Annotated in this window: 28 protein-coding genes and 1 pseudogene; 28 read left to right on the top strand and 1 reads right to left on the bottom strand. The window is 43.2% G+C overall.

Annotated elements, in window-relative coordinates; translation table 11 throughout:
* Window positions 1-3 precede the first annotated feature (3 nt).
* From AC50YO_RS08930 to AC50YO_RS08880, 11 genes are all read left to right on the top strand, one after another.
* A complete protein-coding gene (locus AC50YO_RS08930) occupies window positions 4-2,001 on the top strand; it encodes a hypothetical protein (RefSeq protein ID WP_494846205.1) in 1,998 nt (665 codons plus the stop codon).
* Between the two features lie 73 nt (window positions 2,002-2,074).
* A complete protein-coding gene (locus tag AC50YO_RS08925; RefSeq protein ID WP_494846203.1) occupies window positions 2,075-2,644 on the top strand; it encodes a hypothetical protein in 570 nt (189 codons plus the stop codon).
* Between the two features lie 79 nt (window positions 2,645-2,723).
* Window positions 2,724-3,200 carry a hypothetical protein gene (locus tag AC50YO_RS08920; RefSeq protein ID WP_494846201.1) on the top strand — a complete coding sequence of 159 codons (477 nt, stop codon included), beginning with the start codon at window positions 2,724-2,726 and terminating at the stop codon, window positions 3,198-3,200.
* A 1-nt stretch (window position 3,201) separates the two neighbouring features.
* Entirely contained in the window at window positions 3,202-3,594 is a 393-nt protein-coding gene (locus AC50YO_RS08915; RefSeq protein WP_494846199.1) for a hypothetical protein, read from the top strand.
* Between the two features lie 12 nt (window positions 3,595-3,606).
* Window positions 3,607-4,035, top strand: coding sequence for a hypothetical protein (locus tag AC50YO_RS08910; RefSeq protein ID WP_494846197.1), 429 nt, complete (start codon window positions 3,607-3,609; stop codon window positions 4,033-4,035).
* A gap of 10 nt (window positions 4,036-4,045) precedes the next feature.
* Window positions 4,046-4,495, top strand: coding sequence for a hypothetical protein (locus tag AC50YO_RS08905; protein ID WP_494846195.1), 450 nt, complete (start codon window positions 4,046-4,048; stop codon window positions 4,493-4,495).
* 8 nt (window positions 4,496-4,503) lie between these two features.
* On the top strand, window positions 4,504-5,493 hold the full coding sequence (locus tag AC50YO_RS08900; RefSeq protein WP_494846193.1) for a hypothetical protein: 990 nt from the start codon (window positions 4,504-4,506) through the stop codon (window positions 5,491-5,493).
* A gap of 5 nt (window positions 5,494-5,498) precedes the next feature.
* Complete coding sequence (locus AC50YO_RS08895; RefSeq protein ID WP_494846191.1) at window positions 5,499-6,455, top strand: peptidoglycan DD-metalloendopeptidase family protein; 957 nt, start codon at window positions 5,499-5,501, stop codon at window positions 6,453-6,455.
* 20 nt (window positions 6,456-6,475) lie between these two features.
* On the top strand, window positions 6,476-7,192 hold the full coding sequence (locus tag AC50YO_RS08890) for a hypothetical protein (protein ID WP_494846189.1): 717 nt from the start codon (window positions 6,476-6,478) through the stop codon (window positions 7,190-7,192).
* Between the two features lie 54 nt (window positions 7,193-7,246).
* On the top strand, window positions 7,247-7,504 hold the full coding sequence (locus AC50YO_RS08885) for a hypothetical protein (protein WP_494846186.1): 258 nt from the start codon (window positions 7,247-7,249) through the stop codon (window positions 7,502-7,504).
* 13 nt (window positions 7,505-7,517) lie between these two features.
* Window positions 7,518-7,877 (top strand): hypothetical protein, encoded by a 360-nt coding sequence (locus AC50YO_RS08880; protein ID WP_494846181.1) that lies wholly within the window; start codon window positions 7,518-7,520, stop codon window positions 7,875-7,877.
* Window positions 7,878-7,880: 3 nt separating this feature from the next.
* Here AC50YO_RS08880 and AC50YO_RS08875 read toward each other — a convergent pair whose 3' ends face one another.
* A complete protein-coding gene (locus AC50YO_RS08875) occupies window positions 7,881-8,264 on the bottom strand; it encodes a hypothetical protein (protein ID WP_494846177.1) in 384 nt (127 codons plus the stop codon).
* A 62-nt stretch (window positions 8,265-8,326) separates the two neighbouring features.
* On the opposite strand from AC50YO_RS08875, the gene AC50YO_RS08870 reads away from it, so the two are divergent.
* The 17 genes and pseudogenes from AC50YO_RS08870 (at window position 8,327) to AC50YO_RS08790 (ending at window position 25,238) form a co-directional block, all read left to right on the top strand.
* A complete protein-coding gene (locus tag AC50YO_RS08870) occupies window positions 8,327-8,821 on the top strand; it encodes a hypothetical protein (RefSeq protein WP_494846172.1) in 495 nt (164 codons plus the stop codon).
* Complete coding sequence (gene essC, locus AC50YO_RS08865) at window positions 8,821-13,431, top strand: type VII secretion protein EssC (protein ID WP_494846170.1); 4,611 nt, start codon at window positions 8,821-8,823, stop codon at window positions 13,429-13,431. Before AC50YO_RS08870 ends, essC begins: the two co-directional genes overlap by 1 nt.
* Window positions 13,424-13,675 carry a methyltransferase gene (locus tag AC50YO_RS08860; protein ID WP_494846165.1) on the top strand — a complete coding sequence of 84 codons (252 nt, stop codon included), beginning with the start codon at window positions 13,424-13,426 and terminating at the stop codon, window positions 13,673-13,675. Before essC ends, AC50YO_RS08860 begins: the two co-directional genes overlap by 8 nt.
* A gap of 32 nt (window positions 13,676-13,707) precedes the next feature.
* Entirely contained in the window at window positions 13,708-14,010 is a 303-nt protein-coding gene (locus AC50YO_RS08855) for a WXG100 family type VII secretion target (protein WP_494846163.1), read from the top strand.
* Between the two features lie 30 nt (window positions 14,011-14,040).
* Window positions 14,041-14,343: a pore-forming ESAT-6 family protein gene (locus AC50YO_RS08850; RefSeq protein ID WP_494846160.1), complete on the top strand. Its 303-nt coding sequence runs from the start codon at window positions 14,041-14,043 to the stop codon at window positions 14,341-14,343.
* A 100-nt stretch (window positions 14,344-14,443) separates the two neighbouring features.
* The gene (locus AC50YO_RS08845) at window positions 14,444-14,779 is read left to right on the top strand and encodes a hypothetical protein (RefSeq protein WP_494846157.1); all 336 of its coding nucleotides are present in this window, start codon (window positions 14,444-14,446) and stop codon (window positions 14,777-14,779) included.
* Window positions 14,780-14,815: 36 nt separating this feature from the next.
* Entirely contained in the window at window positions 14,816-15,919 is a 1,104-nt protein-coding gene (locus tag AC50YO_RS08840) for a hypothetical protein (RefSeq protein WP_494846153.1), read from the top strand.
* Window positions 15,920-15,934: 15 nt separating this feature from the next.
* The gene (locus AC50YO_RS08835) at window positions 15,935-17,122 is read left to right on the top strand and encodes a hypothetical protein (RefSeq protein ID WP_494846150.1); all 1,188 of its coding nucleotides are present in this window, start codon (window positions 15,935-15,937) and stop codon (window positions 17,120-17,122) included.
* A 1,317-nt stretch (window positions 17,123-18,439) separates the two neighbouring features.
* Window positions 18,440-18,889, top strand: a complete 450-nt coding sequence (locus AC50YO_RS08830) for a DUF5085 family protein (protein ID WP_494846148.1) — start codon at window positions 18,440-18,442, stop codon at window positions 18,887-18,889.
* A gap of 1 nt (window position 18,890) precedes the next feature.
* Entirely contained in the window at window positions 18,891-19,358 is a 468-nt protein-coding gene (locus tag AC50YO_RS08825) for a DUF5085 family protein (protein ID WP_494846145.1), read from the top strand.
* Window positions 19,359-19,622: 264 nt separating this feature from the next.
* Entirely contained in the window at window positions 19,623-20,609 is a 987-nt protein-coding gene (locus AC50YO_RS08820) for a hypothetical protein (protein ID WP_494846143.1), read from the top strand.
* An 11-nt stretch (window positions 20,610-20,620) separates the two neighbouring features.
* Window positions 20,621-21,751 (top strand): hypothetical protein, encoded by a 1,131-nt coding sequence (locus tag AC50YO_RS08815; RefSeq protein WP_494846141.1) that lies wholly within the window; start codon window positions 20,621-20,623, stop codon window positions 21,749-21,751.
* Between the two features lie 46 nt (window positions 21,752-21,797).
* On the top strand, window positions 21,798-22,247 hold the full coding sequence (locus AC50YO_RS08810; protein ID WP_494846139.1) for a GyrI-like domain-containing protein: 450 nt from the start codon (window positions 21,798-21,800) through the stop codon (window positions 22,245-22,247).
* 1 nt (window position 22,248) lies between these two features.
* On the top strand, window positions 22,249-22,716 hold the full coding sequence (locus tag AC50YO_RS08805; protein WP_494846137.1) for a DUF5085 family protein: 468 nt from the start codon (window positions 22,249-22,251) through the stop codon (window positions 22,714-22,716).
* Window positions 22,717-22,767: 51 nt separating this feature from the next.
* Window positions 22,768-23,487 (top strand): annotated as a pseudogene (locus AC50YO_RS08800) (serine/threonine protein kinase); the annotation flags it as partial.
* Window positions 23,488-23,676: 189 nt separating this feature from the next.
* Complete coding sequence (locus tag AC50YO_RS08795) at window positions 23,677-24,426, top strand: vWA domain-containing protein (RefSeq protein WP_494846443.1); 750 nt, start codon at window positions 23,677-23,679, stop codon at window positions 24,424-24,426.
* Between the two features lie 2 nt (window positions 24,427-24,428).
* Window positions 24,429-25,238, top strand: coding sequence for a hypothetical protein (locus AC50YO_RS08790; RefSeq protein ID WP_494846135.1), 810 nt, complete (start codon window positions 24,429-24,431; stop codon window positions 25,236-25,238).
* The last annotated feature ends 33 nt before the right edge of the window (window positions 25,239-25,271 follow it).

The following is a 25,271-nucleotide window of genomic DNA, read 5'->3' as shown; positions in this document are numbered from 1 at the left end:
GAGGTGCTCTTTATTATTATCGGGATTATCCTTACAGCAGTCGTTGGCGTTACGATGGTTATCGTGTCGGATCGGAAACGGGCCAAGCATCGAAAAGGGCTTCGCAGAAAGAAAAAAGGTCTTATCTCTCTATCCACCTACTTTAGAATAAGCCACCATCTGGATGAGTTTTTTATAACCAGGAATGGCTATCGCAAGGTAAAAGAGCGAATTACGATGCTTTCCGTCTATTCCAATCAAGAAATTAAAGTGTTTTCCGTTCAAGTATTCGCAACCTCGACATTATCCTCAATCGGGATTGTGATCATTGGTGCCATCATATTCCGAGACCTGTTCTCTATATTGCTCGTCGTGCTGTACGCAATTGTGATGAATAACGTATTGGTGGGCAAGCAGATTGACAGAGTGCACTTCAAGCTGTTGAAGCAGCTGTCGGGTGCCTTATCGTCGATAAGGCAGAACTATCTTCGCTTGAACTCCATTCCCCAGGCTATCGCGGAAGCGGAGACAGGCTCGGAGCTGCAGCGTGCGTTCGAGGAAATTTACAATATATTAACCGATCCAGATGGAAAATCACGGCTGAATGAATTTTATGCAACCACGCCGTTCCGCCTGTTAAGCACACTCGCTGGCGTCTGTTATATCTTGAACAATTCCGGAGATACCAAGCTGAGAGACGGTTCTTCGAACTTCCTGCAGGCAATGGGCATGATGGCGGATGAGGTGAATCTGGAGATACGGCGCATATCGCTGCAAAAAGCAAGATTCGGGATGCTGGAGTATTTGCCGATTGCCCCGTTGTTTGCAATTGGCATTATCGAGACCTTCTTTACGAACATCATTCCGGGAACGACAGTTATCTACCACGGACCGATCGGCTATATCTCCCGTGCGGCAATCCTGCTGGCCTCCATAATCGGCTATACCATAATTGTCAAAGTGAACAGTGCCGTATCGGTGAAAAAGGATGATCGTAATCCTATTGTTCTATATTTGCTTAGACAGCAGTGGTATTCGAGGATCGTTAAGGATGTGATGCCGAAGAAGCTCATCAAGAAGGTTAGAAAGATGCGGTTGGTTAAAGGCGCACTAAGTATGACCGATCTTCGTCATATGTATGCCAGCAAAATTTTGTTTGCAGTTATTGCTTTTTCCTTGGCAATCGGCTGTATGTTCTTCTCAGTCAATCTAGGCAAGCAGTTTATTCGCGACAACGTTCGCGAGGTATCCCTTGTCGGCGGTGAGAAGCTTACGGATGAGGATATTAAGATCCGGCAGAAGATGGATAATATTTATCTATCCATGCCGCAATTGCCTAAAGAGAGCCATACGAGAGAGTTTGTAAAAGCCAAGCTGCCTAAGCTGCAGCCATTCGATCAGGATGCGCAGGTTAAGAGACTCCAAGACAAATATGTCAGCTACTACAATACGTATTTCAAATGGTGGATGCTGCTTATTGCTTTCGCTGCTGCAGCCGGCTGTTACTTTATCCCTGAACTCATGCTAAGAGCAAGAGCTTGGATGCTGAAGACAGAGAGCGAGGAGGATGTGCTTCAGCTTCAGACGATTATCTCGATCTTAATGAACACCTCCGCTGACACATTGGAATCGTTATATTGGCTGGAGAAGCAGAGCCGGGTACACAAAAATGCGATATTGGATGCCTATCATGAGTATCCGTCGGACCCTGATCTGGCGCTGAACCGGATGAAAGCGAAGGCGGTATTGCCGGGCTTCAAGCGAATGGTAGACAAGCTTCTGCTGACGATTCATCAAATCTCATTGGCCGAAGCGTTCAGTGACCTTGTGACGGAGAGAGATCATGTCATGCGGCTGCGGGAAATCTCGCAGAACGCAACCTTAAGCAAGAAGCGTGCTTATGTGAGTCCGTTGTCAATGGCTCCGCTAGTATTGACAGCTATCCTATATATATTGGTACCGCTTGGCATCTTGGGCTTCAAGGAATTTATAACCGCATTGTCTCACGTAAATGCAACTTAAAGCTGTTGTTACTTTGGATTAGGCCACTAGGCTTGATTATATTTCATTACAAATTATAAGGAGTGAGTAATCAATGGAAGGCGAATTGGGATCGGGCGCACGAATAGCCATCGCGCTAATTGTTATCGGGGTTATTATTTCTATTATTTTCGTAATTTTGGGCTTTACGAGAGGAACGACGAATCAGGGGATCACTACCGTACAGAACTCTATGGATTCAATGTCCTTGGCGCAATTCGATGATTATGACCAGAAGATTTTGTCTGGTACACAAGTTGTATCTGCAATCAAATTGTTCGAAGGCCGTCCAGTAGCACAAGTTGTTAGAACACTTGCAAAGATGGGAGCTAGTGCGACTAATCCTACCGGAAATGAAAAAGGACATAACTACGGTGCGCTCTTAGAAGGCAACACAGATACAATTACAACAAAGGCATTATCTAAAACAGGATCTGACTCCTTTTATGTGAATGATTTGCTCGTTGATAAAGGTTCTGTAAAATTCAACATGCTTTCATTACCGACAACAAAAACTGGCACTGATGCTTTTGTTCGTCCTACAGCAAAATTTCTTGCAGAGTTAATTAAAGACTCGACCGGCACAATTGTAGGAATTTGTTTCACGCAGATGGTAAATAACTAACTGACTTATATCTAATAGACCTATGCTGAAGAATGCATAGGTCTACCCTTCCCTTAAGCAAGCATAAGGAGGAATTGCTATGAATGAATGGCCTGCGGCAATATGGGCGAGCATGAGCGCCATGACGGCAGCTTTGGTGTTGACCCTTATTTTCACACTGGGGTCATTCGCAAGAGAAGCCGTCAACATTCAACAAGTCGATGAGAATGCCATCGCCATTGTGAAAGAATACCGCGAATATAGCCCCTATGATGGAACAACCGGCCTTTTAATTCCGGATATTATAACGGCGATTGGCCAAACAAGAGGCCAGCCGAATATTTGGGTCGATATTAATCCAACTGATGCTGAAACTTTTGGCTTGGTATGGACAAGTACAATGGGAAATGAATGGTTTCAAACAACTAAACTACTCTACATATTTTCAGAAGACGATGAGTATAAAAAAGATTTCAGACATGATTTCGATGTGAGTAAAGACCGGTTTGATGCGACGCTTGTAAAGGATCTGAATGGCGCTGTTGAACGTATCGAGTTCAGGAGGCGACGATTGTAATATGGATAACGAGATGAGCAATGCGATACATATTACGATTAATCTCATGGTAATTTCCGTTGTGATTTTTATAATTATTATGTTTGTGGGGATGGGACAAGGCTTTGGTCGTGATTCTCTCGATAAGGTCGCTTCTGTTCAAGCGGATACGTATTCGGCAGATCTGATTCAGACAGCCGATCATGGGGCAATTCCAGCCGCATCCGTGTATGCTCTGCTGCAAAGGAATGAACAGGTTATCCGTTCTATCTCAGGATGGGCCTATTCTAGAAGTTATAGGAAGGCTGATGATTTGATTCCGATTTTTCATAAAAAGATAAAAATAAAGGTTGTCGAAACAAACGGTGAATTCACCGTTGAGATAGGCGATGAATTTAAGGTCTGGCCTGAATAGGAGGGGTAAGCCATGCAAGAAGCTGATGATGCCTTCGACATTATAACTTTGCTTGCTGTATTAGTTGTCTTCACTCCGATTATGATCTATTGCGCTATTCCGCTTTTTAAAGGCGAGGTTGGAGGCTTTAATGTCCAGATCGAGAAATCGGCTCTAGTGACAGAAAGTGAGATTATTACGAAACCACAGAAGCTGACGACCAATGATGTGCTGCTGATGCTGGTTGTAGCAGATAGCTATACCCCCGAGCCTCAAAAAATTCGGATGAACTTATCGGGCAGCCCGCTTGAAATTCCGATAGACGAGGAGTTTCTGTTAGACAGATCGCCGAAGCTTGACGCAGCTAAGGGTACGATGCCTAATTTGGTGGATGTGAAGCTGGACTTATATGTAGGGCCTTCAGGCATGAGATTCTGGAATGTGAAAGAAGCGCAACCTTAGGGGGCACGAAATGACAGACATTTTTAATAAAATTTTGGGTGCGGTGCTCGCCTTTGTGCTGTTGGCAGGCGCACCATTAGTTATTAGCTCCATGAACAAGGATTTGACGATGAACCGCAGCATACTTAACGAAATGACTAATTTCGTGGATAAAGTAACGGATAATGGAAGGTTATCCGCTCAGGACTTAGCTGATTTTTATGTCGGCGTCTCCTCGCACGGCATGACGGTGGATGCAACGGTATCCCGTTATATGAAGGTTGTTACACCCGATGGAAAAGGCGGGACGATTAGCTCGTATATGCTGGTCGATGACAACACGAGGTGGAATCAGGGAGACATCCTTCAAGTGCGAGTGCAAGCGATTGATTATTCAGGTGCGCAACGGATGCAGAATAGGCTGCTTCGCCTGAATCCCACTAAGTTCGACCAGACGCTAGCCGGTATGATCAGGAAGTAGGTGCAGGAATGGGAAAGAGTTTCGGTGTCGTGAATATGGTCGCATTGCTATTTTTTGCAGCTCTTCTTATCGGCTACATGAATTACGTCAGCAAAGAAAAAGATGAGATTGAGCGTATGAAGCTATCCTATGCGATGGATTATGCTTCTGATGCAGGGACGATGGCCATGCTGGGCACCGCGGATCTGGATATGGATTATACGAAGGAAAAATTTTTCAAGGTGGACCCACAGCTTGCGCTGGATACCTTCGTGGATGTATTTGCTCTTAATTATAATCTTCTGCCCACAGATCAGAATAGGGCGCTTATTAAGGATTACATTCCAGTAGCCGCAGTCGCAACTTATGATGGCTATTATGTAGCCTCACAAGAAAGAATTCGCAACGCCGGTGGCAACTATCCCGAGACAGCTGCATTTGATTCCGATTGGGACCTAACCTTCGGGATGAAGCTGCCTTACAGCTATGAATATAACAATATTAACTATGCCCTCAACATGGGGATGGTAGAAACGCTTGCTATAGATGGCAACAGGCTTTACTATCATCCAGGCCTGCCGCCGACAATTAAAGGTACCATGTCGCAGACGGCTGCCAAAGTCCTTATTAACGATACTGTATCTAATGAAATGGCTAGGCGCATTAATCAAATCAATGAAATGAATTCTGATTGGCGAAATTTCTTTTATATCCCGAGCCAGCTGACTACGTTCAGCGGTGTAAACCCGATAGAGAGCCCTACCTTTCTCGTGCTAGTACAGGGCATAACCTTGAATACAACCAAGCCAATCAACGGTTTCAGCATATCCGGAACAGCGATCAACGCAGGAATGAAGATTGTCGGATATAGCTATACCGTAAAAGGCGTTAACTATTATACATATGCTGATCGTCTTCCAGAGAATGTGATTTTGGACGAATTATTCGACACCGTTGATGAAGCGGCAGAGGCTGGATATTATCCGGATGTCGAGACGCTTATTAAAGAGAAGGAGTGAGGAACATGTACAAAGGAATAGCAGTCCTCCTAATCTTGCTGCTATTAATGCCCTCCACTCATGTCGCTGCGGAAGAAGATGCCTACGTATTATTGAACAAATACAATATATCTGGTTACGATCTGGCAGAAGAAGAGAAGAAGCTGAAGATATTAGAGGACGAATACAGTGACGTAGCCTATCGGGTGAACACCCATACCATGCTGGAAGCGGCTATGGAGCTGCAAGGTGAGCACAAGAAGTCTGCACTGGTGAAAATTGATTCCAAGATCTACAAGCTGACCGAGGAGCTGCGGGAGCTTGAAGCACTGATGGAGCAGAGCAATGCGCGCGAGGTATCGTACATTATGGAGCTCGATACTCGTTATCGGAATGCGATGGAGGCTATTGATCGGAAGCAGGAAGAAAGAAGAGCTTGGACGGAACAAAAAAAAGAAGTTAGTGTACTAAGCCAATCTGACGCTAATGAGGATCGCAGCAAGCTCCAGTCCCTGAATACGAAGCTGGAAAAGCAGAAGAAGCAATATGAGCAAGCCTCGGCTTGCCTCGCCTTGGGCGATGTCACTCAATTCCAATCGCCGCTGGAAATTCCCGTGCAGTTAACTTCTCCATATGGGGAGAGACTTGACCCTATTACGCTCGACAAGATTAGCTTCCATCGCGGCATTGATCTATATGCCCCAATTGGAACGGGGGTGCTCGCGGCTTTCAATGGGGAAGTAGAAGAGGCAACAAGCAGTGAGCAATTAGGAAATTATGTCGTAATTAATCATGGCTGCGGGATCAAGACGATGTACGCTCATCTTGACAGCTATGAGGTTGAGCCGGGCGAACAGGTGCAGCAATATCAGCGAATTGCCAGCTCAGGAAATACGGGATCTCGGACGACAGGCCCGCATCTGCACTTCGCCGTTTATATTAATGGAAAAACTGTAGATCCCCTAGTATTTGTACCTTATTAACCGATAGGAGTGAATGGTTCATGTTGGTCATGTCCAAAGAGCGTTACTTGCCAGTTATCGTCAATACGCTGGTTCTCTATGCGCAAGAGAGATATTTTTACATTCATCGAGATGTCTATGATCAAGCCATTATATTGTCGGATAGGTATGAAAGCCTGGAAGAGCTGACTCTACTGGTAGGCGGTTACGAGCTAAATATGGATACCGTTCAGTGGTTTTATGCGAATGCGCCTAAGCCTCTCCACATATTAGCACCATTCTTATTGCTGATAGATGGCGAGATTGAGCAGGACATGGAGCTATGCTGCGGTGTATTGCATGTCATTACTTCTTTAATTAATGTGAGACATTTTATTCAGAAGCCGCAAGAAGTACGAAAAAGCGTCTCGTTCTCTCTTTCTATTAAAGAGGAGTACGAGATGGCATGGGAGCGGTTTTTTGCCACTGCGTTGCCTTATGAGCAACGAAGCATGATGTACGGTGCGCAATCTATCGTATGGGCAGGAGGCAATGCTGGAGCACCTGTCGCTGCGGCAGCTGAACCAGCTGAAACAACGGAACAAGTACAGCCCGAGCTGATAAGGAGTAACGAAACTTCAGCAGTACGGGATATTGCAGCAACCTCCCTCCTTGAGGGCTTCTCGCATAAGCGGGAGGAGTTGGAGCCGGAGCCGCAAGGACCTTCGATGGTATCTTCCAAGGCCGAGAGAAAAGCAACCAAGAGCCTGCTTTTGTAAGGATGAGCAGTTTAATGAATAAAGCGCTATTCAATAGGATTGGAGAGGGAATAGATGAATGTGGAATTAGAAACACAGGCAGAGCCAGTCGATAAGCTTCAGAACTCCATCTCTATTATTGTTGAAGAGCTAAGCTCGCTATGTGATTTGACAGCCAGAATGAAGACGATCTATGCAGGTGCTGCGGTAAGCAGTGACCTGACGTTCATCTCTATTATTGAAGAGAAATATCAGGATGTGTGGAATGAGCTGCAGCAATTGAAAGCACAGGCTGTAGATGAAAAAATCAGCAATTCAATGGAATGGCCATAGGAGGGAATAAGTCATGGGGGGAAAGAGCAATCTATTGGACCCAAGTCTGCTAAGTGCTTTATACGAGGAAAGCTCGCAGTTCTCAGAGCAGGCAGAGACTAAGCTGAAGACCGTGCAGCTGGAGCTGGGAAAGCTTAATGATGCCTTGCTTTATAAAAAAGAAGAGCAAGAAAGTACCCTGACGAGAGAGGTCGTTCTGAGCCTGACGGATTCCCTAGCCTTAGTGAAAGAATCCATGGATAGCATTCAAATATTTATTGAGACGAGATTATCCGACTCTGTACGCATGAAGAAACAAGCACAGGCAGCGAGAAACACGATAGCAGGGAACACCGCCAACGGAATTCACGGGGAGCTTTATTTGAAGAAATAAGCTCTAGACTTGAAGATAACTAACCAACAGCAGCGATAGCAGCGTGCAGATGAACAGAACCGATACGATAACCGCCCAAGTCGCGTTGAAGGCCCGGGAAGCCTTTCTTTCGCGAAGCTCATAATCTGCTAAGGTATCGTTGGCGGGATGAACAATATCTGTGCTGAAATGGCCGCAGACCATGGTTAATAAGGCAAATTCATCTTCCTGGGAAAGCTCCTCGATTAGAAGATTAGGCGGATTAACCAGTTGAATCGTATTTTTCACTTTATCTTTTATAATGCCAAGGCCGTTATCGCATTCATAGTAATCGAACGATCCGGAAGCGACATATTCTGATCCGAACTTCGTTGTGAATTGATGAGGCGTGACTTCAATCGTTTTCAACTGAGACAACTCCTTAGGATATTCCATCGTTAGGTGATCAATACGTGAAGCGGAGAGATAACATGTTACTTTTCATTATAACGGTACTGCTTGGAGCCTTAATCTATGTAGGGGTTACTACAGCCCTTCATCATCAAAAACGAAAAGCACAGGCTTCGGATAATCAATATCCTTTTGACTACGCTGCTTTGATCAAATTTGTTGAAAAAGCGGATGATGCTTACATTTTAACACATGCCACATTGGACATCATGTATTTCAGCAAATTTGCTTCCAGCAGGGTATGCAATGACTTAATTGAGTTTTTGTATCGCAACCCTCCTAAGATGTTCGGTTCGAAGAAGTTCCGGAAGCGAGATTGGTACGTACTGGATTATGGAGCAAATACCGTGACATTAAAAAAAACGATCACTCAGCAGTACGTTAAGGTGAAACGAGGAATGAGAATTAAGCTGGGCGACGATATGCTGGAATATTGGGATATCGCGATTAGGCCTGACGGATTCAGGATTCAGGCAGTGAACGCAGATAGTAATCTCGAGGAAGGGGTGTATTAATGCAGCTATCATTACTGAAAGAAAATGTACTTTATACATGCGTGTTGCCTGAGAAGCAGAAGGGCCAATACTGGGTCACCCAAATTAATGACGAGGGCTATGAAGAGAGAGTTATTGGTGTGGAAGGCATAGATGGGCAATGGGTATTGAAATCGAATAAGCATGCGCTCTTAGTTGATCATAACCATCAGAAAATCAAAGAATTAACGCTAGAGCCGCTTTCCTTCTATGGCTTGACGCTGAATCGGACCAAAGAGACGGCATGGCTCTATTCGGAGCCTGTGACAGAGGATCGCAAGCAATTCACGAAGCTGCTATTGCCAATGGAAGGCAGGCTGCTGATTGGCCGGGCTGCCATATGCGATATGTGCTTTTCCAATCTCTATACCTCTTCCAAGCATGCCGAGCTTGTTATCAGCCCTAACGAATTGAGCATACAAGACTTGGGCAGCTCGAACGGAACCTTTGTCAACGGAACCCGGGTTAAGCAAAAGGTATTAGTGCCAGGCGATATCATCTACATTCTGGGCCTCAAAATTATTGTCGGCAGAGGATTCATTTCTATTAACAATCCTGATGGCCAATTAACTTATAACCGGTCCTTGCTGCATCCGTTCTCCAAGCCTAAAGTCATACAGTCAGAAGATGATGATGCTGGGGACGAGGAGATGGAGATTGATTACTTCTATCGCTCTCCAAGGTTCAAAAGAGAAGCCAAGCGAACGGAGTTCAAGATTGATTCGCCTCCAGCGCTGGGCAATCAGGAGCAAACCCCACTCATGCTAATGCTCGGGCCTTCTCTAACGATGGGTATGGCAGCCATATTTATGGGATTCTTCACCGTATCCAATACGCTGAGGAGTACCGGGAACATCATGCAAGCGATGCCGACGATTATGATGTCCTGCAGCATGCTGATAGGAGCGGTGCTATGGCCGATCTTAACAAGGAAGCATGATACGAAGAAGCGCAAGGAAAGAGAAAAGCTGCGGCAAGAGAAATATAAGGTGTATCTGGAAGAAAGCCATCAGAAGATCGTTGAAGAATGCGAATATCAAAGTGAAATTCTGCATGAGAATCACTTGCCATTAGACAGCACCCTGAACAGAATCAGACAACGGCAGCGCAACTTGTGGGAAAGAACGCTTTCTCAGAATGATTTCTTGCGAGTCAGGCTCGGTATTGGAACATTGCCGCTCAATGCTGACATTAAAGTGCAGGAGAAACAGTTCTCTTTGGAGGATGATAATCTGCTAGAGGAATTGTACGCTCTGGCAGATGAGCCCAAGACATTGGACAAAGTTCCGGTTACCTTTTCTCTGTTAGAAGACCGAATCGTCGGTATCATCGGCAGCAGGGGCAGCGTCATTGATTTAACCAAAGGATTAATTCTTCAATTAGCGTCGCTGCATAGCTATGATGAGCTGAAATTTGTATTCATCTATGACCGCAACGAGCAGCAGGACTGGGAGTTCGTGAAGTGGCTGCCTCATGTATGGAACAAGGAAACGGGGATGCGATTCCTCGCTGTAGACACAAGTGAAGTGAAGGAGCTGTCGGTTCATCTTGAGAAGGAGTTTTCCAGAAGGGAAGACCTGAGCACGGATAAGCTGGATGAGTTCGGCCCTTATTATATGATCTTTGCAATGAATAAAGAATTGGCTACGAGGACGGAGCTGCTCAATTCCATCTATAAGCACAAGAATAATTTGGGTGTCAGCGTTGTCCATCTCTATGACGAGCTCATGAATTTGCCTAAGGAATGCTCGATTGTGGTAGAGGCGGATAGAACGTTATCCAAAATGTACGACAGAGACGATATTACGGGGCAATACATCGGGTTCCAGCCTGACGCTTACCTCAAGCATGATGAGAGAGAGCTCGCAGTAAGTCTCGCTAATCTTCAACTGCATTCAACAGATGCGAATTACGCATTGCCTACGATGCTTACTTTCCTGGATATGTTCAAGGTAGGCAAGATTGAGCATCTTAATGCCCTGACCCGTTGGAAGGAGAATGATCCAACGATATCACTGGAAGCAGCGATTGGCGTAGATCCAACTGGCGAATTGTTCAAGCTCGATCTCCATGAGAAATACCATGGTCCGCATGGCCTTATTGCAGGGATGACGGGATCAGGTAAAAGTGAATTTATTATGACCTATATTCTGTCTCTGGCGGTCAATTATCACCCTCATGAAGTTGCCTTTATTCTAATTGACTATAAGGGCGGCGGCATGGCGAATGCGTTCACGGAGCTGCCTCACTTGGCAGGCACGATTACGAACTTGGATGGAGCAGCGGTGAAGCGTTCCCTTATTTCCATCCAGAGTGAATTGAAGCGTCGGCAGGCCATATTCAGTGAAACGAGCAAAAGAGTGAATACCAGTAATATTGATATTTATAAGTACCAGAAGCTGTATCGCGAAGGCATGGTTACAGAGCCGCTTCAGCATCTATTCATGATCTCGGATGAATTCGCAGAGCTCAAGACGCAGCAGCCTGAATTCATGGAGCAGCTGGTCAGTGCGGCGAGGATCGGTCGAAGCTTGGGCGTCCACTTAATTCTAGCGACGCAGAAGCCATCGGGCGTAGTCGATGACCAGATCTGGAGTAACAGTAAATTTAGAATCTGTCTGAAGGTACAAGAGAAGGCAGATAGTATGGATATGATTAAACGCCCGGATGCAGCTGAATTGTCGATCACTGGACGCTATTATGTTCAGGTCGGCTTCAACGAATTGTTCGAGCTGGGACAATCCTCTTGGGCAGGAGCCCCTTATTATCCGACAGACCGTGTTGAGAAGAATAGGGATGAGAGCGTTGTCGTTATTGATAATCTCGGACGTACGCTTAAGCAGATGAAGAGCAACAAGAGGAACTCAGCAGTGAAAAATCCGCCTAAGCAAATTGATGAGATTAACAAATATTTGGCGGATATTGCACGGGAAGAAGGCATAAAGGTCAAGCCGTTATGGCTGGAGCCGATTCCAGAGCTGATCTTCGTTCCAGAGCTGCGAGAGAAGTATGAGGCGGAGGAGTCCAGACCATATTGGTTGGATCTAACGATTGGTGAAGTGGATGATCCGGCTAATCAGCGGCAGTTCAGAATGACGTTCCCATTAAGCCAAGAGGGTAATGCAATCATCTATGGATCAGCAGGCAACGGGAAGACGACATTCCTAACGAGCTTGCTCTACTCCATTATTAGTGAGCATACGCCGGATGAGGCTCATGTCTATATTCTGGACTTCGGCTCCGAGACGTTAAAGGCATTTGCCAAGGCGCCGCATGTCGGAGATGTCCTGTTATCGGATGACGCTGAGAAAACGAATAATCTCTTTAAAATGCTGTATCAAGAGATAGAAAAGCGGAAGAAGCTGTTCTCCGATTTCGGCGGCGATTATCATTCGTATATTAGAGCGACGAAATCCGGAATCGAGTCTATTATAGTCATGATTCATAACTATGCTGCTTTCATAGAGACCTATGAAGAGAAGGATGAGGCAATCTCCTATTTAACTAGGGAGGGGGTCAAGTATGGTATTTACTTTATCATTACTGCTCTCAATACGAATGCAGTGAGATATCGAACCTTGCAGAACTTTAAGCAACTATATGTCCTGCAGCTTAATGATGCATCCGATTATTCGGGTGTCTTAGGCAATACGGATGGTATCTATCCTTCCAAGCTCAAAGGCAGAGGAATCATGAAGACAGACCGTACTTATGAATTTCAAATCGCTCATGTCTTTGAGGACGTGGAGAATACGCTGGACCTTATCCGCGAATATTGCAATAACGTCAATAAGACATGGGGTGGAGCATCTGCGAGCAGAGTTCCAATCTTGCCGGACAAGATTGATCTGGCTTATCTGGAGCAAGAGCCGCTGCCTAAGGACTGGACAACTATTCCGGTTGGGGTGGAGAAAAACAGCCTTAAATTAGCTAACTTCTCATTCAATCGTTATATCAATCTTGTTCTTTCTCAGAGCAATGAGAGCTCTAGCTTCGTACAAGGGTTGTCTGAAATAATAGCAGCCTATACCGAAGCTCAAGTAATCGTTATCGACTCGAATGACACTTATGCATTCGATGAACATAAGAAATACAAGCATGTTAATGAGGATAAGCAATTTGATCCTACCGTTATTGAACTGTTCAACATTCTGGTGACTCGCAATAACAGCTATAAGGATGCCAAGGATGAAGGCATTCCTACACCGGAATTTGACAAGTTAACTGTCATTATTCATTCGCTATCAAGCTTATTGTCCAAGTTATCGGAAGATTCCAAGGACAAGCTCAAAATATTGCTTGAGAAAGGCAGCATCGCTTACAACGTGAACATTATTATAACCGATGCGATTTCTTCGATCTCTTCCTTCTCTTACGAAAGCTGGTTCAAGGCAAACGTATCTACCAACGATGGCATTTGGATTGGTAACGGCATGTCAGACCAATATCAATTGAAGGTGACCAAGATGTCGAGTGATCTGTATCAAGAAATCGGTGATGAGTTCGGTTACAACGTTGTAAAAGGAAAAGTCACCTTAGTGAAGCTGCTGTCATCTACAACCACCGAATTGGAGGTTGAGCTAGTTGGATAAAATTTTGATAGAAGTGTACATTCCGGCCTTGAACAGGAGCTACGATGTCTACATCCCGGCTTTAACGAAGCTGCATGAGGTAGAGGCATTATTGGCTGCTGCCATAACGGAATTATCCGATGGCTATTTCACCGCGAGACAGGACACCGTGTTATGTGACAAAACAAGCGGAATGCTGCTGGATATTAACCAATCAGCTATGGAGCTAGGTTTACAGAATGGCGCCCAGCTGATGTTAATATAAATCATTTTTTTATTTGAAGGGAGAAATGAAACATGGCAAGAAAGATCGTTGTAGATCCTGCAAAATTAACTTCAGCATCCACGAACATGGGTCAGTTAATGGCTGATTACAAAAAGCAGTATAATTTGTTATTCACCGAGGTAGGGGCAATGGGCAATGCATGGAAAGGAAAGGATAACGTAGCCTTCGTAAAGCAAATTGAAGGATTCAAGGGTGATTTCGAGACAATGGAAAGAATCATAGGAGAATACGCCACTTTTCTGAAAGACAGTGCAGATAGATACAATGCTACACAAACAGGTTTAGAGAGCGCTGCTAGGCAATTAACGAACTAATAATCTTATTATTATAAGGAGGACATACCCGTGGCTATTGAAGGAATTAATATATCGTTAGGCGAGGTAGCAACAACAGCTGCTTCCATTCGTAAAATCAACCAGACGCTCACTGAAAGATTGGGAGATATTAAAAAACAGATGGATGATTTAAAAAACAGCTGGCAAAGTGATGCATCCAATACGATTAGAGATAATTTCACCAAGTTTTCTCCTCGTTTTGAGGAGTACAGACAAGTCGTTGAATCCTATGCAGCTTTCTTAGACACAACCGTTAAAGAGTATGAGGCAGCTGAGACACAAATTAATAATAACGCAAGCGCGTTTAAGTAAAAAGCAAGAACCAACAATTCGGGGGGAGAAACTCACTCCCGATTTGTTGTATTAACAATTCCGTAAAGGGCTGGTGATTATAATGGGGATTAACGTTTCTATGGCCTATTCTCAAGCTAGCAGCATAAGTGGATATGCTTCTGAATTAAGAACAATCAGAAGCGGACTTATTCAATACAAAGCAGAGTTAAACCAAGCTTGGCAATCCGTTGAAATGCAGTATGTGAACAGGGCTCTTGATTCGATCTCGACGGAGCTATCTTCTTTGTCTTCTGAACTGGAATCCCTTAGCAGCGATATCAGTTCGGTTGCTAGCGAGATTAAGCGTGAGGAAGAGGCAGCAGCGGCAGCAGCAGCGGCGGCAGCAAGACAAGCAGCAGCAGATGCAGCGGCTAAACAAGCAGCGGCAGCCAAGGCTTCTTCAGGGAAAAAATAATCGGATAACGATGATTACATAAGGGGTGCATTCCGGGTGTCTCAATTTGTATTCGATATAAAAGGCGTTCAAACTTTAAATCTTGGCTTTAAAAAACATGCTAACAATTTATATACAACCCGGTCGAATGTCTCCTCTACGGGGAACAGTGTCGATTACAGCATTAGGGCACGCAGAAATATCGGAACTAGATTAAGTAGCTTGAATAGCAGGCTGTATGCTCTGGAGACTCGTCTAAGAGAACTGGATAAATTCGCAGATTTGGGGGTTGCCAGCTATACAACAGATGAAACCGAGCTTAAAAGCAAGGCAGACGGAGTAAGTGGTCTAGTAGGCAGCAAGGTTGCGAAGGTGTTAACAACTGCTGTTGAAGAGATGATTGGTTTATTGTCAAAAGCAGATTCTGCCAAGCTCTTAATTGCAGGAAAGGGTCTGAGCTTTAAAATGGCAAAAGATGCATTCGGAAACAATGTTATTAAATTAAGAGGCACTATTAATAATAATGCTGATTATTTGAAATATAGAGATTTAATGACTAAATATCTTGGAGGTACAGCTAAATGGAGCAAGTCATTCATGGAGAAGCTGGCTGGAGAAGGTATTGCCCTATATGGTAAGCAAGGTGGAAAAAAGGCGTATTTTGATTCCAATAAAAATAAGTTAATGAATACTAACTTTAAGGGGTTGGATGAATATATAAAAAATCTGGGAAAATCCAAGGTTAAGGTATTCATGACAACCCTAGTAAAGGAAATGGATATATTCGCAGATTTTAAAGGATGGTCAGGTGCTTCTAAGCTCTCTATGTTTGGCAAAGGTCTGGGTTTACTAGGAACTGGCTACACCATATATGATAATTTTACCGAAAATAAAACTACGCAAGAAAAATGGGTGGATACAAGTGTTGATATAGTAAGTGGTACTGCTGCCATGGCAATAGGAGCAGCCTTCGGTTCCTTAATTGCACCGCCCCTTGGAACAGTTGTAGGTGCCGGTGTTGGCCTGTTTGTTAATCTGTTGGCTAACGCTCCATTTTTTAAGGGTGGCAAAAGTTTTGTGGATGTCACCAAAACGGCTGCTAATGATTTAGTGACAGGCGTTAAAAATTTAGGGATAAAATTATCTAAATTAGTCTGGTAAGAGGGAGGCTTTCTGGTGAAAAATAGGCTGGACGATACAAGCATCCGCAATCTTATCAATTGGATGGGGCAGTTTAATCACTATGATTATTTGATGGCATTTCCACTTATTTCGCTTGTTTTTAGCTATCTGATGATTGGAATGAGTGCGTTATCTATAAGTGAGGAAGATAGTCAGTTCTACCCCATAACCAAAATCATATTCGTTGCAATTGTTACTGTAACTATTATTCAGACCATAGCAGCCTTATTGTTCATGACTCGAACATTCTTAGTAAGGTTTAGAAAGCTGCAAAGAATAATAGTGTGTGTATCTGCGTTTATAGTGGCTAATATTTTTTATGTATTTTATTTTGTTGCTTGCGATGCGAATGACTGGATCTTTATGACTGATTTGGGAGTGTGTCTGTTTAGCGGGGGAATTATTGCTTGCTTGTATTTTGTAATTAGGTCCTTTAGGAGTATTGCAGGAGGTTCTTTCCATATCGAGAATCGGAAGGTCTATAATATTCCGGGAAACAAATGGTTTTATATCGCTCCGATCTTATTTTTTGCATTGAGTTTGTATATTGTTTACAGCATGCATAGCTCTGAATCTAATCAGCAGCTTAATAAGACATTGGTAATGATTATAGGCCTTATTTTTATGCTTCAATATCTGCTTTCCATTGTATTCGCAGAATTTGTCATGTATACCTATGCTTCTTTTGTATATCCAGAGATTCTCGCTGAAGAAGAGGTATTGCCGCCATCACAACGTTTCTCTAAGTCGGCAGCCAAATTTATTATTCCGTTGCTTGTAAAGCTGGTGCAGTATGCTAGTTTAATATTCCTCTTGCTCCTCACGATAGCTGTAACAGGAATGGATTATAATGGAGTAGCTATCGTCAGTTCAGTGATCATTATCGTAAGCACCTATTTCCTGCTGAGATGGATGAGCCGCTACGATATTCGTTACTATGGGTTCTATATGATTTATGGAGCACTTACTCTAATGTCGGTTGCCTTCATTTATCTACTAATTAGTGCTGTTACGAATCAAGATTTCGATTCCCTGGAGCTGGGATGGGTTCAGTATGTCATTTGGGCTGCAACAATTTTCTTCTGGTATTATATCGACATTATTAATGTATTCAGAGGCAACGGAAGAAGGAAAAAAAGCGATGGGAAAAGCAAGTCAGTGAAAAAGAGAACGAAAAAATAAAGGCAGCTAGTTTCCAATATTGCATTTATCCAAACGGAGATATTGTTTTACAAGCAACAAGTAGGGCTGATGATGAAATATTGGAAACGGCATAGATTACTGTGTCGTGACATATTGAAACACTGGTTCATTTTTTAACTTATTACTGTAGGGGGAGTCTGCTGATTAATTCTACTACCACAAGAGCTGTTGCTCTAAAAGCTGCATATACTAATCGGCTCAGTCCTTATGCGATCGCTCTATTTTTCAAGCTAACGTTTTTAACGAGTGCAATTATAACAGGCATTTCCACAGTATCGTTTTACTTCAAAGCAAATGAAGCTTCATTGATATCGAAAATATTGGTCATCGTCGCCTTAATATTGCTTATCATTCAGCTGCTCATAGCTATTTTTTTCTCCAGTAAGAGACGAGCCTATAAGCATCGAAAATTGCAGGTTATTGTAATGCCTGTGCTATCTTTCAAGGTTTCCATTGATATTTACATACTATATTTCATTTTTTGCGACGTTATGAATATGTCTCCGATAAATTTATATATTGGATTCGTCGTTCTGGCAATAGGCATTGTTCTAATGCTGCTGCTAGCTTTGAGGGATTGGAAGCGTCTAAGTCAGAATTATTCTTTTAGTAAACAATTCTCATTACCCTCAAAAAAGATAATGAGATTAATCATAATAGCAATCTATGTGTTACTGGTAATTATAGTGGGCGAAATATCCAAAGCCTTTGGGTTATTCGAAGAAAGATTTTCATTCATTATTTTATACCACGCAATGATTATACAATACTTAGCTGCATGTCGATGGCCAGAAGTGGCTATAGCCGCTTATTGCGCTTATATGTCGAATACAGTCTCTGATGCTGATAAGATTAATGTTTCAAGCATGGAACCAACACTCAAGCTCCAAAAATCAAAGTGGTTCTGGATACTCTTGGTGAAATTCATTCAATATATGGCATTATTCATTGTAGGATTAACCACAGCATACTTTTCATTTGAATCATACAGCGTTATCGGATGTACTACGTTTATACTATGTTTTTACTCACTATTAAAGTGGATAAGCAGTTATCACGTTTCTTATTCCGGTCTCTATTTCCTCAACGGTATGTTATCGGGAATGAGCTTTTTAATCATATTAGATGTCCTTGTATACGTAACAGGAATGGGAGTTGTCGATACACCGACTGCTTTTGTTTTTATGTCGATAGGCATGCTGCCTATTTTATTATGGTGGAACTTCAATTGGCTGCATTTCTTAAGAAAGTATTGCTAGATGAATGTTAATCATACTCAAAAGGGAGATGTAAGTAATGAAAATCAAACGCTGTCCCATTCTATTGAACAATGTTATTAGTGCGCAAGTAACCGCGAAGCCAGAGGATTGGTGGGTAAGTGTGCAGGAGTTAAGAAATGCTATTATTCGGAATGATCTTTATGGAGCGGGTCCTGTTATGTATACGGTAGGTCCTTTAGATCCTGATACGAATCAAGCGGATTACCATTTCTATATTCCGGTCAGCCAGCCTGTCTCAATGGAGGAGAATAAGTTATATGAATTCGAAGAGACATGGCTTCTGCGGGATGCGCTCGTCTTAAGGCATGCGGATATGGATGAAGATCTTGAAGAATCGTATGCCCTGCTCCGGCAATGTGCGGAAGCTAATGAGCTTACGCTGCAAGAGCCATTTTACAACATTTATCTGGATGTGTTCGGTGGGGGAGTAATTGATATTTGTGCTCCTATCATAAAGGAGGGCTAGCATGGTGCTTCTAGACGATTCAATCCGTTACACGAATGTGATATCCAAACGATATCGCTACCATTACAAAGATATGAATGAGGTTATGGAAAGTTTCATAAACGATATTATCAAGGTGAATGCGACGGTTAAAGGGCCGATGTTTTATTCCATCAACAATGTACCGATGGATGAAATGGTGAATGCCGAGTTTTTCATGCCTGTGCAGGAAGATAAAGTTGAGATTCTGGAGGGCATGAGCTTTCACAGCTATTTCAATATCGAAAATATGATCACATTCTGCCTGTATGATCAATTCGAGAAGACGACCGAGGTTGGATACAGCATTTTATTGCAATATATACAGCAGAACCAGCTTCGCCAAGTTACGCCAATCTTCCACGTGTTCTCCGGTGACCATTCCTTGCAATATGTATTTCTCAAGATTGGGGTTACGCCAGAAATTAAAGAAGAGCTAGTGTGGCGATAAGAAAAAAGATTAGTTTTAATTCGAATGACAAGGGGGCCTTTGTAAGTGTCGCAGCTTGTATTTGATATGAATTTGGTCCAGAACTTAAGTCTTGGATTGAAAAAAAATATGACGAAGCTCTCCACAGTACGTTCCAATGCGTCATCTACTGGAAGTAGTGTGGACTATAGTATTAAATCTCGCAGAAATATTGGAACAAGGATCAACAATGGGAATAGCAGGCTGTATTCACTAGAAGGCAGATTGAGGAGCTTGGATGACCTGATGCAAGAAGCCTTGACCAAATATGGTCAAGCAGAAGAGTATCTAATCGGATTGGCTCAAGGGATAGAGAATGCGGATAAAAAAAGTCTGTGGGAGCAGTTCCAGGATTATTATGCTGCCCTTGGAGCAGAGAGCACGAAAATGATGCCACTTCGTAATGCAGCCATATTACTGGGAGCAAATATTTTTGATTCTAAAGCTCTATTAATAGCTGCAAATAATCTTAGATTCAAATTTGTTAAAGAAAATAAGAATATCTACATTAAAATAGCAAATGGATCTAATCCCATAAATTTCAAGTCTTATAGGGATCTTTTAACGAAGTATTTGGGGGGAACCATTGCCAAGTGGGATAGTGGTCTAATTGACCGAATGTTGAAAGATGGACTTATGCTTTATGAAAATAGAGCTAAAAAAGATGCAAAACCTTTTTTTGAATATACCGAAAGAAGCAAGAAATTATTGGACTCATCAACAGATTTTCTTGATCTAAGAACAGTAGTTGCAAATTTGTCTGATCCGAAAGCTAGGCTTATTAATGCGGTAAATAATGCATTAGATAACAATATACCATGGAAGGACTTAGTTGGATGGAAGGATGCTTCTAATTTAACTAGGCTTGGAAAAGGGTTTGGATTATTAGGAACGGGATTAACATTTGCGGATAATGCAATTAGTAGTTTTTATAACCGCGATACTGGTGAGTGGGGAGCAAATCCTACTAAGATAAAAAATTTCGCAGTTAATACGGGTATAGATTTTGGTGTCGGTGCAGGTTCTATGGCAGTAGGAGCGGCAGTAGGGTCATTCATTTTACCACCACTTGGAACTGTAGTAGGTGCTGGTGTAGGAGCAGGGGTTAATTTTCTCGCTAACTGGAAAATATTTGGTGATGACCCTAAAATAAGTGCCGTTGATAAAACAAAAGAGTTAGCTAATAATGCTGTAGATAAGATTTCACAGACAATGAACAAACTGTTTTGGTAGGGGGGAATACTTTGAAACATTCAGGATCTGTCCTTAGTTTGAAGCTTAACTTTCTTATCTCTAATCGGTACCATCCAGAGCTCATCCCGAATTTATTTTGGATGATATTTATGTTAAGTGCCATTACGACAGGCATTTCTGGAATAGCTGTATATTTCAATAAGTATACAGTTACACAAACATCAAATCATTTAGTTATTGCAGCATTGGTTATCCTGTTCCTACAGTTATGTACTGCTGTCTTTTTTTCCTTTAAGTCTAGGAATTTCAAATATCAGAAAGCACAAATCGCCATTGTTTGTGTTCTGCTAATGAAGGCTTCCCTTGATCTCTATTTCATGTATTTTATGATTAATGACGCTAAGGATTTACCTGCTATTAATAATGGTATAGGCATTTCAGTACTCGTAGGCGGTGTGCTTTTTCTAATTGGAACAATTCTTTTGAAAATAAGAAGATTTAATGATCCAGCATATACGATTGTCTTGAAAAAAGACCATACGTATACCCCTGGATATGGATTACTTCGTACCTTATTAAAATGTTTCATTTATGCAAGTATTATCATCATTGCATGGTATTTCTGCAGAAAATATGGATATCTCACAGAGGGTTATCCTTTGGTCCTTTTATATCACGCTCTTATCCTGCAGGGTTTTATAGCAATGGTATGGTCAGAACTCCTTATAGTAGCCTATCACAAATTTAAATATAACGATTACTTAATCTATGATGCTGTAGACCTTTCAGAGCGGAGAACAGCGTTTATTCCTAGAAAAGCAAAATGGTATTCCATAATTTTGATTAAAGCTATTCAATATTTTTGTTTGTTTTATCTAGCAATATTAAATGCAGGAATAATCTATGAGCCTTTGAAAGTACATGTATTTACTTTTTACGTACTATGTGTGTTTGTAGTCCTTAAATGGATAAGTCAATATTCAATTTCATATGCAGGTATGTATTACATTAACGGAGTCTTTGGGTGTTTATGCTTTACACTGATCTTGCAATTTAACACCTTCATTACGGGGATGACTACTTTTGGAAATGTGGCAGCACTTATGTTTTTCTCAACTAGTATGATTCCGTTGGTCTATTTCTGGATTTTTAGCCCCATATCTGTCCTCAGAAGACACTAACCCTATATAAAAAAAGCCGACTACATTCAAAAAGGAGCTAAACAATATGAAAATTAGACGCTGTCCCATTGTATTAAACAATGTTATAAGCGCACAGATAACAGCGAGTCCAGAAGAGTGGTTTGAATGTGCGGATGGTCTAAGAAACGCGATTATTCGCAACGGGCTTTATGGGACTGGCCCTGTCATGTATCAGGCCTGTGCGCTGGACCCCGAGACGAATAAAGTGGACTACAACTTCTACATTCCAGTCAGTGAGCCAGTCTCGATGGAGGAGAATGAGCAATATGACTTCGAGGAGAATTGGATTATTGAAGATTCACTTGTCTTTAGGCATGTGGATATGGATGAGAACATTGAGGAGTCTTATGCGCTGCTTCGTGCTTGTGCGGAAGCCAATGGGTTTACGCTGCAGGAGCCATTTTACAATATTTATTTGAACATTTTTGGTGGAGGCGTAATTGATATTTGTGCCCCAATCATGAAGGAGGGCTAGCATGGTACTCCTGGACGATTCCATTCGTTATACGAACGTCATATCCAAAAGATATCGTTATCACTACAAAGATATGAATGAAGTGATGGAAAGCTTCATCAACGATATTATCAAGGTGAATGCGACGGTTAAAGGCCCAATGTTCTATTCCATTAACAATGTACCGATGGATGAAATGGTTAATGCAGAGTTCTTCATGCCCGTGCAAGAAGATACGGTCGATATTCTGGAGGACATGAGCTTTCACAGCTATTTCAATATCGAGAATATGATCACATTCTGCCTGTACGATCAATTCGAGAAGACGACTGAGGTCGGTTACAGCATCTTATTGCAATATATACAGCAGAACCAGCTTCGCCAAGTCACGCCAATCTTCCATGTGTTCTCCGGTGACCATTCCTTGCAATATGTATTCCTCAAGATTGGGGTTACACCTGAGATCAAGGAAGAGCTGGTCTGGCGTTAAGGCAAGAAAAGCAGCTTCATCCAGAAACTATGCAAAGGGAAGGTGATTCGCATGCTGCAAAGCGGTGATCTGCTGGGCGGACGATATAAGGTACAGTCTCTCTTGGCGCAAGGAGGGATGGGATGTGTCTACCTCGTCAAAGACGCCAAATTGAACGATAAAATCTGGGTCGTCAAAGAGATGACTCAGATAGACAATAATGAAGTCTTCCTCGAGGAGGCAAGGATGCTGACCAGCCTGACACATCCAAGCATCCCCAAAATAACGGATTACTTCGAGCCTGACGAGGCTGGCAATTGTTATCTCGTTATGGAGTACATAAACGGCGTCACGCTGCAGCAGCATTTCGAGGATGCAGGCTGTCAGCTGCCCTTCCAAGACATTGTCTCTTATGCTGTGCAGCTATGCGATGTATTAAGTTACCTGCATCATCAAGAGAAGCCAATCGTGTTCAGAGACTTGAAGCCATCCAATCTGATGCTGGACGAATTCGGACGATTGCAGTTAATCGACTTCGGAATCGCCCGCAAATACGATGAAGCGAAGCTGCTGGATACGGTACAGATGGGGACGATTGCGTTCGCAGCTCCCGAGCAGTTCGAGAATAAGCAGACCGATCCAAGAACGGATATCTACGGAGTAGGCGCCATACTTTATTACCTGACCAGCGGCGGCCACTATTATTTCAGGAATGCAGCGCCGCTCACTCAGGTGTTCGCTGCGTTCCCAAGCGAATATGTGCAGCTGCTTGAGAAGCTTCTCGAGGCGGATCTGAATTTGCGCTATCAAAGCATTAATGAAGTAAAAGCAAAGCTGCAGCAGATTCAAGGCAATCCAGCTCCTATTGCAGAGTCTGAGATTACTAAGACTTTAATGATTAAATCCGGCGCTATCCATCTATACCAGAACCAGCAAACGGTACAGCTGCAAGTGTCTTCAGCTCCGACTGCCTCAAAGAAGATGCATACCGTACAGGCGACCCAGAGCCATCCTGCACTGATTATCTATTTGCTGGATGTGAGCGGTTCAATGACATTAATGAATGGCGATAAGCAGCGGCTTGATATCGTTACAGATTCTTTATATGTTGCGCTGAAGCAAATGGTATTCCGATCGACTAAGGGCAGCAGAATATCCTCGCGATATAGAGTAGCTGTCTTTGCCTATAGTGACGATGTGCAGGATGTGCTTGGAGGAGTGAAGAGCATTGATGAACTCATGCACACGGGTATGCTTCCGTCGCTTAAGACACAGCGGTTCACGGATACCGCCAAAGCGTTTCAGCATGCTGAGAAGCTGCTGCGAGAAGAGCTTCCTAATATACAGGATGGACCAGCGCCATTGATCTGCCATATGACAGATGGCGTCTATACCGGTGAAGATCCTGAACCGATTGTACGCAGAATTATGGACATGTCGGTTAAGGATGGCAACGTGCTGGTCGAGAATATTTTCATCTCAGATGATGTATTGCAGCAAGAGGTTGAGCAGCCCAAGCGTTGGCAGGGCGTGCAAGAGAATACGGCCTTCACAGATGAATATGGAAGCAAGCTGAGGCGGATGTCCTCCGTCATTCCCGAAAGCTACCGCCAAATGATGCTCGAAGCGAATTATAATCTGACCGATGGCGCATACCTTATGTTCCCCGGTACGAATCCCGATCTCGTGTCGCTTGGCTTCCAGATGTCTGCCGCGACACCTATTCACTAGCTATGGCGAGTCTCGTACGGATTTCTCAGCATACAGAGACAGCGATAGAGAATGTCGTCCGCCCTATATGGAGCTATCAATATGGCTATTCCCGATCAGCAGAAGCAAGGGAGCTAGGGGACATTGGACAAGACTATCTGACCTTCGTCGAAGAGCAAGACCATATCGCCTTTGCATTATGTGATGGCATTAGCATGTCGTATTTCGGGGATTTTGCTGCCAGCTTTCTAGGAGATAGCTTGCGAGAATGGTTGGCGGGGCTACACCCGACACCGCTTGAGGCAGCGGTATTATCTGGACAGCTGCAAGAGCTGCTGAGAGAAAAAGCAAAGCAGGCGAGTGAATTGCTGAAGGATCATCAGATTCCCGAACACATTAACGGAATGTTCCGAGAGGTGTTGCTCGCAAAGAAGAAGCTTGGCAGCGGAGCTATTTATGCCTGCGGAAGAATTGATCTGCCTAGTGAAGCGCTTCCGCAAGGACGAATTGTATTAATGTGGCAAGGTGACATTCGGATTCGTTTATGGCGGAACGAACAAGAGGATCGGGGATATTTGGGCGATCGCTTCCACACAAAGGAGCAGTGGAATAGTACAGCAGGCTCTGTGGGTGGAATGCCTCATATGTATATGGATCATTTGACGAATTGGGGAAATCAAGGGAGGCTGCTCTTGTATTCGGACGGCCTGCAAGCTATGGATCATAAGAATGACACTTCACATGAGAAGCTGTCAGAAGCGATGGAACAGGAAGCGGCTAACCCTTCCAGTGATGATATGTCAGTCTTTCAGATCAGATGGCAATTAATCTAACGGATGAATACAATATCCATTTCCCATAGAAGG

The organism is Paenibacillus sp. J22P59 (assembly GCF_059383895.1).
The sequence above is the reverse complement of the archived record's forward strand: the minus strand, read 5'-3'. Positions and strand labels throughout refer to the sequence as shown.

Excerpts from the sequence above, each read along its gene's own strand:
- AC50YO_RS08925 (WP_494846203.1), top strand. The coding sequence starts at position 2,075 with ATGGAAGGCGAATTGGGATCGGGCGCACGAATAGCCATCGCGCTAATT.
- AC50YO_RS08920 (WP_494846201.1), top strand. The coding sequence starts at position 2,724 with ATGAATGAATGGCCTGCGGCAATATGGGCGAGCATGAGCGCCATGACG.
- AC50YO_RS08915 (WP_494846199.1), top strand. The coding sequence starts at position 3,202 with ATGGATAACGAGATGAGCAATGCGATACATATTACGATTAATCTCATG.
- AC50YO_RS08910 (WP_494846197.1), top strand. The coding sequence starts at position 3,607 with ATGCAAGAAGCTGATGATGCCTTCGACATTATAACTTTGCTTGCTGTA.
- AC50YO_RS08905 (WP_494846195.1), top strand. The coding sequence starts at position 4,046 with ATGACAGACATTTTTAATAAAATTTTGGGTGCGGTGCTCGCCTTTGTG.
- AC50YO_RS08900 (WP_494846193.1), top strand. The coding sequence starts at position 4,504 with ATGGGAAAGAGTTTCGGTGTCGTGAATATGGTCGCATTGCTATTTTTT.
- AC50YO_RS08895 (WP_494846191.1), top strand. The coding sequence starts at position 5,499 with ATGTACAAAGGAATAGCAGTCCTCCTAATCTTGCTGCTATTAATGCCC.
- AC50YO_RS08890 (WP_494846189.1), top strand. The coding sequence starts at position 6,476 with ATGTTGGTCATGTCCAAAGAGCGTTACTTGCCAGTTATCGTCAATACG.
- AC50YO_RS08885 (WP_494846186.1), top strand. The coding sequence starts at position 7,247 with ATGAATGTGGAATTAGAAACACAGGCAGAGCCAGTCGATAAGCTTCAG.
- AC50YO_RS08880 (WP_494846181.1), top strand. The coding sequence starts at position 7,518 with ATGGGGGGAAAGAGCAATCTATTGGACCCAAGTCTGCTAAGTGCTTTA.
- AC50YO_RS08870 (WP_494846172.1), top strand. The coding sequence starts at position 8,327 with ATGTTACTTTTCATTATAACGGTACTGCTTGGAGCCTTAATCTATGTA.
- essC (WP_494846170.1), top strand. The coding sequence starts at position 8,821 with ATGCAGCTATCATTACTGAAAGAAAATGTACTTTATACATGCGTGTTG.
- AC50YO_RS08855 (WP_494846163.1), top strand. The coding sequence starts at position 13,708 with ATGGCAAGAAAGATCGTTGTAGATCCTGCAAAATTAACTTCAGCATCC.
- AC50YO_RS08845 (WP_494846157.1), top strand. The coding sequence starts at position 14,444 with ATGGCCTATTCTCAAGCTAGCAGCATAAGTGGATATGCTTCTGAATTA.
- AC50YO_RS08830 (WP_494846148.1), top strand. The coding sequence starts at position 18,440 with ATGAAAATCAAACGCTGTCCCATTCTATTGAACAATGTTATTAGTGCG.
- AC50YO_RS08825 (WP_494846145.1), top strand. The coding sequence starts at position 18,891 with ATGGTGCTTCTAGACGATTCAATCCGTTACACGAATGTGATATCCAAA.
- AC50YO_RS08820 (WP_494846143.1), top strand. The coding sequence starts at position 19,623 with ATGCAAGAAGCCTTGACCAAATATGGTCAAGCAGAAGAGTATCTAATC.
- AC50YO_RS08810 (WP_494846139.1), top strand. The coding sequence starts at position 21,798 with ATGAAAATTAGACGCTGTCCCATTGTATTAAACAATGTTATAAGCGCA.
- AC50YO_RS08805 (WP_494846137.1), top strand. The coding sequence starts at position 22,249 with ATGGTACTCCTGGACGATTCCATTCGTTATACGAACGTCATATCCAAA.
- AC50YO_RS08795 (WP_494846443.1), top strand. The coding sequence starts at position 23,677 with ATGCATACCGTACAGGCGACCCAGAGCCATCCTGCACTGATTATCTAT.
- AC50YO_RS08790 (WP_494846135.1), top strand. The coding sequence starts at position 24,429 with ATGGCGAGTCTCGTACGGATTTCTCAGCATACAGAGACAGCGATAGAG.